The following is a 13,806-nucleotide window of genomic DNA, read 5'->3' on the forward strand; positions in this document are numbered from 1 at the left end:
CTCCCTCCGAAACGGTCAGGCGGCAACGCCGCCCGTCTCGCCCGACTTTGCGGCTGCCACCCAAGGCATCGCCGTTGCGACGTCCTCGAGGATCTTCACGGAGCGGGCAAAGCCGGCGAACGCATCCCGCGCGACTTTTAACGGTATGAGACCGTCGTAGGCGCGGTGACACGCGCGCTTTGCCGTTTCGTAGATCACGCCTCGCCGATGCTTCGGCCATTCGTCGAGAAAATCGAAAGCATCCTCAAGACAGGCGATCTCTTGAATGAGACCTTCCGCGGCTCTCACGAACACGGGACTCTCAAATGTTCTCTCGCTCATCGAAACCTCCAATCTTTGAACGATTTCAGGTGGTTGAGGATGGTCGCCCCAGCAATCGGCAGCAACCTGCGGAAAATATGTGAAGGCCGATTTTCGACGTCAAGACCGCATGAAGCCGGTGCACTATCAGACAAAAGTCGTCCGTTACGACGGACACGGTGAGTGCTACTCAGGCGACGGCCCGCTCGGTCCAGCCGGTGGGTTGAACGAACGTCACTCGCTTGGTCTATGGCACACGCTCACCCTCTGCGCAGAACGCGGACGAGATCGGCCTCTTCTCCTGTCCTATTTTCACGCCGCAGCCGCCCTTTTGCCGCACTGGGCAGTCCGACCCGTGGAGAAGTGGATCCGGATCAAGCCGTGCAAGACAGACAAAAGCAAGGTGTCCAGCCAGCCGGTTGTGGTCGAATTGCCGCCGCTGCCGGAGCTCGAGGCCGAGCTTTCCTGCGCACCGGCGGGCAATGGCAGCAGGAGCCAATGGTGGGCCCGGAGGATGTGCGAGAAATATTGATTTCATTGGCTTTTTCGTGGGCCAAAATAAAAAGTCTTCCCGTATTGTACCGTATCGTCCCGCGACCGCTTTAAGGTAGAAGGTTACCCTTACCTCCTTCACAGCCTGGTACAGGTCCATCTTCGCGGCAGGTAAAAAACCGTCATTTCCACTAGAGATCGCGCTTCCCAACACGATCTCCCAAAAGCCTGGATTAAGGATCCCGTCCTCTATTCCGCGGCCAGTGCCGTCACTTCTCGCCTGAACGGCAGCGCGTCGCCGATATCGAGTTCGTCCAGCTCACGAGCGAAACGATGGCCGGCGTAGGTCGCCCAGGCAATCGGGCCTGGCGCCCCGGCATCGCCTATGACCTTGATCGAGCGAATGCCGTCATCGGCCCACTCGTCCCGCCGCCCACCAGGATGCTGGGAAAAGTGGATTGAGCTTGAGGGGGCCGTGAGGGATCGGAGAATCGCGCAGCTCCATCCGGTTACGAACCCACGTCACGCATTAGTTCACGCATTGGTAGAGCCGCTTGCGCATCGGTTCGGATGCCTTACATGGGTCGGGGTGATGCCGGTGTGCTGGCTGAAATACCCGGCTGAAATGCCCGGCATTGCCGAAGCCGTAGCGATAGGCGATCTATTACATGTGGCCACGCGGGATGCGGGAATTGCGCTCGCGCTCAAACACCTTGCGGCCGTCATCCAGTGCTTCGATCCGTTGCGACACCACCCATTCGGTCGCCGTGCAGGAGAGATGCGTGGTGCAATGGCTCTGCGTTCGCCAGCCTTCCCGCTCGGCACGGCACGTCCAGCGGATCTCTGCGGTCAGCGATAGCGGGTTATCGGGCGCTATCGACCATACCTCCTGCCGGATGTCGCGCGTGCACAAGCCGTTGCCCGGATGGCGGCTAAGACCTGTATCCTCGTGCACCCGGTAGCGCGTCACGCCATTTTGCAGATCGCGTTCAACAGAGCGGCCCGACGATCCGTCCGTCAGGACCTCGTAACGGGGCAGAGGATCGGGATTGGATGGCTGCGGGATTTCGACCCTGCGATGCTCGCCAAGCAGCGGCAGTTCCAATCGCAGCGTGGCAAGATCGATCGTCAGCGTTGCGTCGCAGGGCGGCGGCAGGATCGTCGGCCAATAGGCGCTCGACAAGGACAGACGCAGACGGTGGCCGGGCGCAAAACGGTAGCCGCACGCATCGAGCACCAACTCGATTTCGACCGTCTCGCCCGGCTTCAGAGGCTGTGGTTCGGCATTGCCGTTGCGATGCAAGAGGTTGAGCACACCGTAGCTGACGCGCGTCGCCGCACCGTCGGGATGGACGTCGACGAGCCTGACGGCAAGGTTGGCGAAGTTGGCATCACTGGAAAGCGACAGTTTTGCGAGCGGCTGGCCAAACACGACGTATTCTTCGGCAAGGACGACGCTGTCGAAAATGAGTGATCCAGCATCGTCGATACGCTGGTCGCCGGCCATTTCCGAATCCGGCTTCAGCGTGAAGAACTCTCCCGCCGCGGTGCCTGTATCTTGAGGAGAGTGCAGGAGGGTATTTCCTTCAGCATGCGATGAATTGCACCGAGCGAGCCTGCCCGACGCGTCCAGGCTAAGGACGAGTGTGTCGGGAACGTCCCATCTGTCCATGGCAACCCAATAGCCCGGGTCGGTCTCGCGCCGGCGGCCGGGTCGCGGCCCGTCCAGGATATAAGCACGCAGCCTCGGCGTATGCTCCACCTTGTTGTCTTCTGCGGATAGCCAATGCCGCCACCATGAAATTGCCTCGGCATGAAAATCGACGCGGGGCTTCGGATAGGCGAAATGCGGATACTTGTGAACCCATGGACCGATCAGGCCCCAGGCCATTTGCGGCATCCCGGCGACCGCCTTCAAGGGCGTGTTGCGGTAGCCGTCGGCCCATCCGGCAATCACCAGTGCGGGAACGGAAAAACCGTCAAAGTCCTCGCAGATCGAACCGTGACGCCAGAAGTCGTCGCGGCGTTGGTGGGTCAGCCACTCCTCCATGAAGAACGGCTCGCCTTCCAGGCGCTCAAGCCACATGTCGCGCCAGCGTTCTCCGACAAGATCGGGATCGGGGGACCGCGACTGGAAGGCCGACATTGCCGTTCGACCAGTCCTGCGCTGCGATCCATTCGATAACCTCGACGGCGTCGGCACGCTCGCGCGCGGTATATTCGCCCTCGATCACGCCGCCGGATTCTCCGCAACCGCGAATGTCGACACGCCCGCCCGCGATGCCGGCCGCCGCGAAGACCGGATAGGTGGACTCGTCACGCGCGGCGGTGCCGTTGCGTTTGCGGTAAGGCAGGAATTCGAGCACCGCCGGCACCCGCCAGGAACCGTTTCGGGCATCCACATGCGCGCGGCGAGCCGGGTGTCGTCTTTCAGGACGATCCACTCATTTTCAATGACACGGAAATTCCTGTTCGTCATGCGATCAACCACCAAAGCTCCACGCGGTGGCAAGCACACTATCCCGCCGCCGGAAAGGTACGATTATTTCCCGGTTCAAGCCTCCAGCCAGACCCGGCTGGCGATGCGGCCATTGGAAAAGTCATTGCCAATATCGGGAACAAAACCCTTGAGATGGCTCGTACAGGCGTTGATGAAGTCGTTGAATACCGGCAGTATCAAGCCGCCCTCATCTCGCACCATGAGCGCCATGTCACGGTAGAGTACGCGCCGCTTGGTCTCATCCAGTTCACCGCGCGCCTGCACCACCATCTTGTCGAAGTCGGCCGCTTGAAGCGGGTGTCGTTCCACTCCGCGTTGGAAACGTAGGAAGTGGAATAGCGCGAATCCTGCGTCGGACGACCACCCCAAAAGGAGGTGCAGAACGGCTTGACGTTCCAGACTTCCGACCAGTAGCCGTCACTCGGCTCGCGCTGCACATTGATCTTGATACCGGCCTTTTCCGCGCTCAATTGGAAAAGCTGGGCCGCATCGACTGCGCCGGGGAACGCCGCTTCCGAGGTGCGCAGCAGGATTGGATCCTGAAGGCCAGACTTCTTGAAGTGGAATGCAGCCTTGTCGGGATCGTAATTGCGCTGCTCTATATCGGTAGGCGCTAGCGCATAGTTGGCGTTAATCGGGTAATCATTGCCAATGGTGCCGAACCCGCCCAGAACCCGCTTGAGTATAGCCTCGCGGTCTATCGCATATTTGAGCGCCAGACGCAGATCATTGTTGTCGAAGGGCGCGGTGTCGCAATGCATCAGGAAGGAATAGAACCCCTTGCCGGAGGTGCGCAGGATCTCGACGCCCGGAACCCGCTTCAGCAACGGAACGATCTTGGGTTCGACGGTGCTGATAAAATCGACCTGACCGGACCGCAAGGCGCTGGTCCGGGCAGTCAGGTCGTTCATCACGGTAATAAGGACGCTGTCGACGTAGCCCCGGTTTTGGCGCCAATCGTCGGTGTTTTTTTCGAAAGCGGCGCGAATGCCCGGCTCGAACGCAACCAGCTTGTAGGGGCCAGTGCCGATGGCAGCTGTCGGCTTTTCCACGCCGCCGCCCGGCTGGATCTGAAGATGATAATCGGTGAATATCGGCGGCAAGTCAGCATTGGCCTCCTTCAGCGTCACCACCATGTCGCCCGACCGTTCCTCGATGCGGTCTATCCCGGACAGCAGGCCGAGTGCGCCCGATTGCGATTTCTTTCCGGCGTGGCGGCGCAAGGTCTCGACTGCATCGCTAACAGTAAATGCCTTGCCATCGTGGAAACGAACGTCTTTGCGTATCTTGAAGGTCCACTCCTTGGCGTCGGCCGACGGGGACCAGGATTCGGCCAGCGAGGGAACCGCCGCGCCCGTGTTGGGATCGGATTCGACCAGCGTATCGCCCCAGCAATGCGCGATCACAAAATTGACGCTGGCGGACGCTAAGGCCGGGTCAAGCGTATCGGCGGAGGCGCCGCCATCGAGCCCCAGCCGCAACTGTCCACCGCGCACTGGCGTTTGTGCCGCGGCCGGTGACGCCAGCGAGCCTGCGGCTGCGACAAGGCCTAGAGCCACCCCCGCTTGAAGAAGATCACGGCGTGAGAGACTCGATAACCTGCTGGAAGCGCTCATTGGGTTCCCCTTTGGACTGAAGCCTTGTGGCCGATACTAGGCCGAGGTCTTGGCAACGCAATTTCGTCGCTTGAAGCGTTTTTAAGCGAGTTTATACTGCCTCCATGAGCAAGCCATGGGCCAATTTCAGCAGCAACCTGAAACTTGCCTGCAGCACCCACAGATCGGTATCCGATTTGTGCCGCACCATCGGTATCAACCGGCAGCAGTTCAACCGCTACCTCAATGCAGGAACCCTTCCTTCCGCCCATAATCTCCTGACGATCGCGGCAGCCTTTGGCCTCGAACCAGCCGATTTCGACCTTCCTCCGGGCGTGTTCCGCAGCAAATTGGGCGAGCGGCGCCGACACGCCGACCTTACAGGCCCGCTAGCGGATGCCTTTCCGGGCGACCTGCATGCACTCGAACCCTATCTCGGATTCTACCAGGCGTGGCACACGTCGCTGTCCTGGCCTGACCGGATCGTCTGCACCTGCGCTCACTTGCGCGAGAATGGCGGACAAGTTCTGGTTTCCTCGCTTGAGCGCATCGAAGATGCCGAAAACGGCATCGTACAGCGTTCACGCTATACTGGGCTCGCGGCGTATCGGCACCAGCGCATATTTTTGACGGAACTGACGCGCGGCGAGACCCCTACGTTTGGACAGACGATCCTCATGCCGTTCGAAACGTACCAGCGGCGGTACCTGCGGGGCATTACTATGGGCATATCGTGGCGAGCCAACAATCTCCCCTACGCCACCCGCACCGTCTGGCACTATCTGGGGAAGCACGTCAACAAGAGGAGTCTTATATCGCGTTGCGGCATCTATGCGCCCAATTCCGCAGCGCTACCCCCGGTCGTGCTGTCTTTCCTGACCGAGGCCCAGCCGGTTGCCGCCGCGCCTGTGCAGGCACCAAGACCGGATCGCCGAGCGCCTCCCTGAGCCGCGACAGGGTGCGGCTCATCGCCGAGGTGCTTCGCCGGAGCCTGGGCGCAACCCTTGTCGCGCTGCGTTCCTGGAGCAGGATGTCGAGGGTGGTGAACAGGTTCAGGGCGATGTCACGCAGGGCGCTTCGCGCAAAGATCAATGGAGTTCGTGGCGTCTGGCGCGATTTCAGGCTGCGCCACATCAGGACGGAGCAACAAACCGTATCTCGGACGATACCTGAATCCATGTCGACGGTCTGTCGGTGCCGCCCGCCATCTGTGGCGCGCGCGACTTCGACGTTGTCGAAATACCAGACCAGTTCGTCTTCCGTCCCCAGCACCCCGCATGTGTGGAACCCCGCGGTATCCGCGACATAGGGCGTCGCGCCCCACTGTCGTGTGCGTTCCCGTCTCGTTGACGTGGCCGGTCAGCAGGAGCTTGTTCGGATCCTGGCAGGCTATCTCGATGACGTTGAGTTCCGGTGGCAGCAGCCGTTGTCGGCAGCCCACCATAAGTCAATAATATCAAAGTGATGCAATGAGGTTCGCCAGATATAATTGGCTAACCGAAGGCCAAAAATCCGCTAAGCCATTGATAAATAACGATAATGGTGGGCCCGGAGGGTGTTCAGAAAGCCACAAAAATCAATTGCTTAGAGATCAGTGGGACTTCAGAGTATTCCAATCTTTTCCAATGTTTGTCGATGTTGTTGTCCCACTCAGAAGTGCCTCAGTCCACCAAGCCGACGCACTCAACGCCTCACTCGGAAGGGAGGTTTGCGCAAGGCGAAAGGACGATCGCGTCGGTGTGCAGCCTTCCTGAGAAAGGTCGGTAGCGCCATTTCGCGACGTTCATGGCCCTTCTCAAACGCTGCCGTTCGCGCTGCGGCTTGAGTCGACCTGACCCTACGCGAACGTTAAGTCCCATTCACCACGTCACTTTCTCCAGCCGCTGTGCCTTACCTCGTAGGAGGGCAGTGTCTTTCAAGTCAGGATTGAACTTCGCGGCTTTGTCATAATCAGCAATCGCAAGATCGAAGCTGCCGTTTAGGTGATACAGCATCCCGCGTTTGGATAGGCTGAAGCGAGCGCCGCCTCGCTGGCCTGGACGCCATTCTGCGACGAGAAATCAGACAGGTCGTAATTAATCGCCCGTTGGTGAGCCGTTCAATGGCGAAGCGTTGGCTTCGGACATCCGGATCACTGCGTCCAAGTCGGCCAGCGCCTGCTCACCCTTCTTTTGCTCGAAGTAGGCTATGCCTCGATTGTACAGGGCCAACCTATGTGCCGGCTCTATCTCTATAAGGAGAGTTTGGCTGAATTGCTCAATGGCGTCATCGAGCCGGCCAAGGTCCACGTACACACGTCCCAAATTGTAGGAAGCGAGCAAATTCTTCGGATTGAGTGAGAGCGCCTCCTTGAAATCTTGTTCGGCCTTCACTGCCCTTCCCAACTTGAGCCCGGCCGCACCCCTGTTGACGAGAGCGTCCACAAAATCCGGTCGAATGGAAAGTGCCAAGTCGTAGCTCGCCATTGCTGTTCGAGTTGTGACAATGCATGCTCGCAGACGCCTTCTGCCCATGCGGCACGCCGGCCCGGCAGTGCTCGCCGCGCGGCGCTCTTCCACGCAGGCGGGCCATCTTTGTGGAGAGGCCGGTCTCATCGATGAACACGAGCTTCGCCGGATCAAGATCGAGCTGGCCGTCGAACCAGTCCCGGCGCCGCTTCAGGATGTCGAGGCGACCCTGCTCCAGTGCGTGCGCGGCCTTTTTTTGTATGTCCAGCCGTGACCGCGAAGCCAGGCGCTCAAGGCGCTGCGGCTGATCCGCACTGACTGCTCGGCGACGAGCCGCTCCACCATCTCGTTCAGCGTGATGTCCTTGCGCTCCTCGATCAGCCCGACGATGAAGGCTTTATGCGCATCGAGGCTGGAGGCGCGGCGGCGGCCCTGCGGGCGTGGCGCCAGTTCGCCGATCTTCGCCCGCGCAATCCAGCGGATCGCGCTGGACACTCCCACGCCGAACCGCGCCGCCGCTTGCCGCGCCGACATGCCCTCGTCCCGAAGCCTTCAAGACCCGCGACCGAAGATCCACGCTCAATGCTCTTCCCATCATCAACCTCCATCGAGATGGATGTTGAATCAGCACAAAACGCAGCCGTCACATCACAATCGATTCATCGATCACAGGACGTGCTCTAGCTCGCCGCCTATGTCGAAAGCGGACTGGCTTGCGAGGTCGATACATCATCAGAGCAACATAAAACCATCCACTCATGGCAAAAGCGTGAGAAGTGAACTGCTTATAAACTTGCAGCGGAGGCGGAGGAAATTGCGTGGCAAGGAAAACGAGATAATTCTGGACCAAGGGAGCCTCGCCGAACAGGCGATTCATCACCCAAGGAACTACGACCACGAAGATCAGTGCAGCAACCTTTGAAAAGACCTTGTCAAAAACGAAGTCGCGGGCCGTCTGGCTTATGCGTTGCAGCAGCGATCCGTCCACGTCATAGCCCGGTGGCACCAGCGCCGGTATCACTAATCGCCCGATAATGTAGGAGGTGGGGAACGTCCCGCAGCCATTCGCGGCCAGAAATGGAGGGATCATGAACAGAATGAAGGCATCAAACACCCCGACAAGAACCCTCAGCCAATGGCCGAGAGGCCGGAGAGGTTCACCTGGAAATGAACCAACCGCGCGGTAATAGAGCCAGAATCCATACACCGACAGCAATACAATCAGTGCAATGGCAGCGATTTCGAAAATTTCCAATCGAGCCACTCCAGATTAACAGCTAGAAGGGCGGGGCATGTGGGCTTCAAAATTGGTGTCTTCGCCGCCAACGCTTAATCTTGCTCCAGTAGATGTCGAGCCATGGAAACAGCGTAGACTTAGAGGGAACAAGGGAGAGATGAAGAAGACGTATCGACGCCGCTCAAGCCGAACCACGAGCTTCATAAGGTAGGCCGCAAGCTCTCGTTCTTACGCGGGCTCACAGCAGCACACCGAGTTGTCGGTCGGGACCCTTGCAGGAGCATGCCCGACCTCGTGGTCGACTAAGTCCATTTCGACGGGCGCGCTGATAAGCGTTTCCCAGCCAGAGCCCTCAATTCAGCAGTTCTTCTCTAACTGCCTCTGCTATCTTGTCGCTAGGAGACCCTTGCTTGGCAGTGACGCTCCTAAATGCATCCTTCCAAATATCAGTGACCTCAATGACGCTGATCCCTCCGCCTCTCGCCTTGCCAGCCAATGCACGGGCTCTTTCAAAGGTAGACATGTTGAACCGCCTCGTCTCATCCAGGCAACTGTAGGCCGAGTGTTCCGAAAAGGTTTGAAAGATCTCCTGATACACGTACGAGGTCGTGTTCACTATGACAACAATAGGTGTAGGAAAGAGAACGTAGTCGTCCGACCATTGCAACTGACCATAATCATCTAACCACTTACTCTCCAGAGTTTCCCCAAGCAGGGCATCGACCCTTACCAGAGCGCCGTTCACCATCACTGAGCCCAATGCATTGGGAATGTCACGAAGCTCCACAGCGATCGAACTGGCGCCAGTCCTTCGAATTAACTTGGTTGGAAGATCGACTTCATCGATAGGCTTGGCGAACTCCTTTGCCGCACGCGGAATCAAGAATGTTCCACCATGCAACGCATCGTCGCTTAGCCCTCCCTTTCGTCCCACCAGAACGGAAAATTCCCATCCTATAGAGAGCACCCCTAACCCATACGACCGCTCGCCGATCTCGTTGACCCGGGACAGGAATCGAGTGCTCTGTGACAAACCCATCATCTGTTCCGGGTCAGAAATTGGGGCTGACTGGCCCAATTCCGAAAGCTCAGGCCATTGCCGCCATAACGATGTCGCAGGGAGGATGGCTATATCAACTGAGCCACGCTTAACAGCCTCAGCGAGATCACCGGATCGGCCCAGAGTGCCCTCACCTATAACGTCAATGTACACTCCGGTCCGGGACTCTAAGCAATCCTTTAAATGGTTGGCCCAACGATCCACTGGGCTACCCTCGCGATAGGAATGGGCCAACGTGATACCGCCTGCATTCACGAGAGCAGATAGGGATAGTAGAAAAACGATTAAAAGCAACGCGACCCTAATATGTTTCATGGTTCGTACTCGTCGCCTCCCTCGCAGGTCTCTATGCTCGCCGTCTCGTTAGGTACCGACAAGGCGGCCAAGTAAAGAGCTTCTCCTTTTGCCCCGTATTGTAGTAAGCGTGCGAAGTCGCTGGTATTCCGAATAAAGGCACCCGCCCAAGGTAGCTCGAGTGCTTCAACTGCCGTCTCGTAAGCGTCGTCTAAATCTCCGCTGCGCAGCCGGTACTCAGAAATTAGGAGCATAAACCGCGGCCGATCACCCCCCGCGCGCATTCCTTTGACTTGTTTTATAATTTCGGCGACTGCTAAGGTGGAAGGGTAGGTCTGAGCAGTCCGGCAGGACGCGCTCTGCAGCAAAACCCCTCTCCTTGCATCAACACTCGGCGCGTCATTCACCGTCGCCCGAATCATTTCTTCAAATGAGGCCAAGTCAGCGGTATCTGGGCGACTGCATACATGTTTCAGCATGATTCGTCGAAGCGCAAAACGCAGCTTTGAACTAGCATCGGAATTGCCGCCAAGCGAGCCAATACGCTCGTTCAGAGCCTTTAACTCGTTCTGTAGATCTTCAGCCGTCGCAGTTCCTAAAGTCGCGTCGGTTTGAGCCGCCTCTAAATAGGGCTGCAAAGATGACGGAACGTCCTTTATCTCGCGAACCTTTTTTATGCATCCTTGCCAGTCAGCTCGACGGTAATCAGCCAGAGCGCACGCGAACCGACGTGACAAATCTATAAGGTGACGATTCGGCCGAAGTCCGCCAAGCTGTAGGAGATCTAGGTGGAAATCATCCCACCGCGTAGACTCGCTAATAGCCCGAAGGGACTCGCTGGTTAGCGCTCGAGTAGCCGACAGTTCGGCCATGTGCAGATGCCCCTCCACAGTTAGCTCGGAGGCAAGCTTTCGGGATGCCCGAAGAGCGGAATCGATTTCAATGAGCGACTGACCAAATGCAGCGATGGGGCTAAGCGTTTGTTCTGCTGCCTTGGCTTCCTCGACGATGCTAAGTTCAAAGAAGGATTGTGCGACCTTTATGCATTCAAGGTCTGTCTTGTCCCGGCAGGCCTCATGAGCTGGGCCGAGTTGTAGTAGTTGCACACCTTTCGCCACGGCGTCCAAACCGACCATGGTCGAGGGGATATCTGGGGCCATTATGAAAGGAGGAGTGTCGCCAGGCGATGCCTGACTTCGCCATTCATCGCCAGCATTTCGTAGCGCTCCGCGCAGAACCAGGACGGACAGATTCTGTGCCAACTCCGCTTTCGTGCCGACTAGCCGTTGGGGCCGCAGGGCCGATGGCCAATACTGAGCCACCACCGCTAAGCATTTCGCAGAGCTTTCGTCGGCGCACGGTGCGGCATCGATGCTGTGAATTACAATATAGTAATCAGTCAGACCAAATAAATCATATGTTCGCTTTATAATTGCTAACGCGTTAAGACGAAGGGAAAACGTTATAGACTCACTCTTGGCCGAAGTGTCGATGAAGAAAGACTCAATAAATTCATCCAGATTTGATGGCACTGGAGCCGAGGATTTCGGAGTCGGCACTTCGTAAGCAGGGAAGTCCATCGCGAGAGAGAGTTGAGAATGCAGGGTAACTGCGTGCTCGATGTAAGTATCTGATAAAAGAAATAAATCAGGTCGCTAACTGCTTTTTCTCGGCTACTTTTGTAACAGCAGGCAGAGAGACCAGATGAAGTTCTCCTTTTGGGCGAGCCAAATACCAAGAAAGTAGTATGCTCATAACCAGCACACTTACTATCCATCTTCGTACAACTAAGAGATAAACTGCAGTAACGATATCCCGAGCTAGCGGCCCTGCAAGGCGCACACCGGCAAGTAGCGTCCGAGTCAATTTCTGAAGCGTGGGAACGGTGGCGCCGATACTCATAGTCCCACCTTTAAAAAGGTAAAAGTACTCCCGTTTACGATAGTTGGCAACGACCTGCGTCCGACGAAAAAGTCAACCGGATACTTGTTAGCATGAGGCCTGTCTTTTTCTCAGACCGCATTGCCCGATGACAGCGACCTCGGTTTCACGACTCCTTCTGAGATGGATGCTACCAGCCCCCCGGTCGAGGCTTGTTTGTCAGTGACCTTGCCCCTCTGATCTAATCCGGTTTGAAGTTCGTTCTGGCCCATCGAGAGGACCAGGACATGAAACGTAGCCGCTTCTCTGAAGAGCAGATCATCGGAATTTTGAAGGAACATGAGGCCGGGGTATCGGTTGCCGATCTGTGCCGCAAGCACGGGGTCAGCGACGCCTCGATTTACAACTGGAAGGCCCGCTTCGGCGGGATGGATGTCTCCGAGGCTCGGCGACTGAAGGCTCTGGAGGACGAGAACACGCGGCTGAAGCGGCTTCTGGCCGACGCCATGCTCGACAATGCCGCGTTGAAGGATGTTGTGGGAAAGGAATGGTGACGCCCGCGGCCAAGCGGAAAGCTGAAGGAAGGCTTCGGGATGAGCGAACGGCGGGCGTGTAAAGCCATCGGCTGTTGCCGCATGACGGTTCGCTACGAGACCAGCAGGCCGGACGACGGCGAGCTTCGCGAGCGGATGAAGGCGATCGCGCAGGAGCGTCGCCGGTTCGGCTACCGGCGTCTTCTCGTGATGCTGAGGCGAGAGGGCCTGGTCGTGAACCACAAGAAGCTGTTCCGGCTCTATCGGGAGGAGAAGCTCGCCGTTCGCCGCCGTGGCGGCCGCAAGCGGGCGATCGGGACCAGGGCGCCGATGGTGGTGCCGCTGAGGCCCAACGAGCGCTGGTCGCTCGACTTCGTATCGGACCAGCTCACAGACCGGCGCCGCTTCCGCATCCTGGCCGTCGTCGACGACTGCACGAGAGAGTGCCTGGCACTCATCGTTGATACGTCTCTCTCGGGCATGCGGGTTGCCCGAGAATTGGACCGGCTCATCACCGAGCGCGGCCGGCCGAGAATGATCGTCAGCGACAATGGCAGCGAGTTCACCTCGAACGCCATCCTCTCCTGGGCGGATCAGAACCGCGTCAAATGGCATTACATTGCGCCCGGCAGATGCAGAATGGCTTCATCGAGAGCTTCAACGGCCGACTGCGCGATGAACTGCTCAACGAGACGCTGTTTACTTCGGCGGCTCAGGCGCGCGTCGCCATCGCCTGTGGCGCGCCGACTACAACCCCGCGCGGCCGCATTCCCAAATCGCCTGAAAGCGTAGCTTGCTACTTGCTGGACCACCTGCAGCAGATTGTACTGGCCGTCCGCGCCTATCTCGGGCGTATTGGCAAAATAGGCGATTACATAACACACGTTAGTATTGTCGACCACGTTGCCAAGGACCAATGTCGCCGGGCTCCGGTTCTCCGACCGCAACCCGGCGGCGAGCGGAATCAGTCCGCTGACGATCTCGTCGTCACGCTTCCACTCCCGGAACCGGCGGATGTCTTCCGGTGTGGATCCAGTCATTGAGTGCATTGAGGTGCGTCACAAGCACCAGGTTAAGTCCACCAGTTGGGCTCTCGATGTTAATTTCGTTGAAGGTGGTCAACCAGCCTGCGAGCGCCTCGTCCGAGAGCAGCGGCTGGCCAGGTGTCTGCGCGCGCCGGGGCTGCGCACAGCGTCAGCGCCAGCGACAGGCAGATCGCTGTCTCACCAATTTTCATCGTGGTACCACCGGGTCCTCGCTTTCGACCACTAACGATCGAGCGCTAAGCACGAATGACGACGCGGGGCACTCAATTGACGTCTGCAGCATCCCTTACCGTGATGATGAACAGACACGAATCCTGCGACACACGCACCAGGCATTGGTCATTTTGCTCGCCGTTGCCGACAACGCCGCGGAAACTGAAGTAGCTGAGGTCGGCGGCGTACTTTGTGGTACCTGGCAGCG

Annotated in this window: 7 protein-coding genes and 6 pseudogenes; 3 read left to right on the forward strand and 10 right to left on the reverse strand. The window is 58.2% G+C overall.

Annotated elements, in window-relative coordinates:
- Nucleotides 1-15 precede the first annotated feature (15 nt).
- A complete protein-coding gene (locus tag NKH17_RS24710; protein ID WP_352479369.1) occupies nt 16-321 on the reverse strand; it encodes a DUF982 domain-containing protein in 306 nt (101 codons plus the stop codon).
- A 79-nt stretch (nt 322-400) separates the two neighbouring features.
- Here NKH17_RS24710 and NKH17_RS24715 point away from each other — a divergent pair, with 79 nt between their 5' ends.
- A complete protein-coding gene (locus tag NKH17_RS24715) occupies nt 401-832 on the forward strand; it encodes a hypothetical protein (protein WP_352901808.1) in 432 nt (143 codons plus the stop codon).
- Between the two features lie 624 nt (nt 833-1,456).
- Here NKH17_RS24715 and NKH17_RS24720 read toward each other — a convergent pair.
- Together NKH17_RS24720 and NKH17_RS24725 are read right to left on the reverse strand one after the other, a co-directional pair.
- Nucleotides 1,457-3,271: pseudogene (locus tag NKH17_RS24720) on the reverse strand (CocE/NonD family hydrolase).
- A 75-nt stretch (nt 3,272-3,346) separates the two neighbouring features.
- Nucleotides 3,347-4,908, reverse strand: a pseudogene (locus tag NKH17_RS24725) (ABC transporter substrate-binding protein).
- A 104-nt stretch (nt 4,909-5,012) separates the two neighbouring features.
- Here NKH17_RS24725 and NKH17_RS24730 point away from each other — a divergent pair.
- On the forward strand, nt 5,013-5,834 hold the full coding sequence (locus NKH17_RS24730) for a helix-turn-helix domain-containing protein (RefSeq protein ID WP_352901806.1): 822 nt from the start codon (nt 5,013-5,015) through the stop codon (nt 5,832-5,834).
- Nucleotides 5,835-5,862: 28 nt separating this feature from the next.
- Here the strand turns inward: NKH17_RS24730 and NKH17_RS33485 are convergent.
- From NKH17_RS33485 to NKH17_RS24765, 7 genes and pseudogenes are all read right to left on the reverse strand, one after another.
- Nucleotides 5,863-6,066 (reverse strand): annotated as a pseudogene (locus NKH17_RS33485) (hypothetical protein); the annotation flags it as partial.
- Between the two features lie 680 nt (nt 6,067-6,746).
- Nucleotides 6,747-6,884, reverse strand: a pseudogene (locus NKH17_RS24740) (tetratricopeptide repeat protein); the annotation flags it as partial.
- Between the two features lie 78 nt (nt 6,885-6,962).
- Entirely contained in the window at nt 6,963-7,400 is a 438-nt protein-coding gene (locus tag NKH17_RS24745) for a tetratricopeptide repeat protein (protein WP_502910624.1), read from the reverse strand.
- Nucleotides 7,336-7,929: pseudogene (locus tag NKH17_RS24750) on the reverse strand (helix-turn-helix domain-containing protein); the annotation flags it as partial. The pseudogene NKH17_RS24750 and the gene NKH17_RS24745, both read right to left, overlap by 65 nt.
- 48 nt (nt 7,930-7,977) lie before the next feature.
- The gene (locus NKH17_RS24755; RefSeq protein WP_352903163.1) at nt 7,978-8,589 is read right to left on the reverse strand and encodes a hypothetical protein; all 612 of its coding nucleotides are present in this window, start codon (nt 8,587-8,589) and stop codon (nt 7,978-7,980) included.
- Between the two features lie 334 nt (nt 8,590-8,923).
- The gene (locus NKH17_RS24760) at nt 8,924-9,784 is read right to left on the reverse strand and encodes a hypothetical protein (RefSeq protein ID WP_352972545.1); all 861 of its coding nucleotides are present in this window, start codon (nt 9,782-9,784) and stop codon (nt 8,924-8,926) included.
- A gap of 158 nt (nt 9,785-9,942) precedes the next feature.
- On the reverse strand, nt 9,943-11,457 hold the full coding sequence (locus tag NKH17_RS24765; protein ID WP_352972548.1) for a hypothetical protein: 1,515 nt from the start codon (nt 11,455-11,457) through the stop codon (nt 9,943-9,945).
- A gap of 636 nt (nt 11,458-12,093) precedes the next feature.
- Here NKH17_RS24765 and NKH17_RS24770 point away from each other — a divergent pair.
- Nucleotides 12,094-13,117 (forward strand): annotated as a pseudogene (locus tag NKH17_RS24770) (IS3 family transposase); the annotation flags it as partial.
- Nucleotides 13,118-13,806 lie beyond the last annotated feature (689 nt).

This window comes from Mesorhizobium sp. M1334 (assembly GCF_040317995.1).
Classification (GTDB): domain Bacteria; phylum Pseudomonadota; class Alphaproteobacteria; order Rhizobiales; family Rhizobiaceae; genus Mesorhizobium.

Excerpts from the sequence above, each read along its gene's own strand:
- NKH17_RS24730 (WP_352901806.1), top strand. The coding sequence starts at position 5,013 with ATGAGCAAGCCATGGGCCAATTTCAGCAGCAACCTGAAACTTGCCTGC.
- NKH17_RS24710 (WP_352479369.1), bottom strand. The coding sequence starts at position 321 with ATGAGCGAGAGAACATTTGAGAGTCCCGTGTTCGTGAGAGCCGCGGAA.
- NKH17_RS24745 (WP_502910624.1), bottom strand. The coding sequence starts at position 7,400 with ATGGGCAGAAGGCGTCTGCGAGCATGCATTGTCACAACTCGAACAGCA.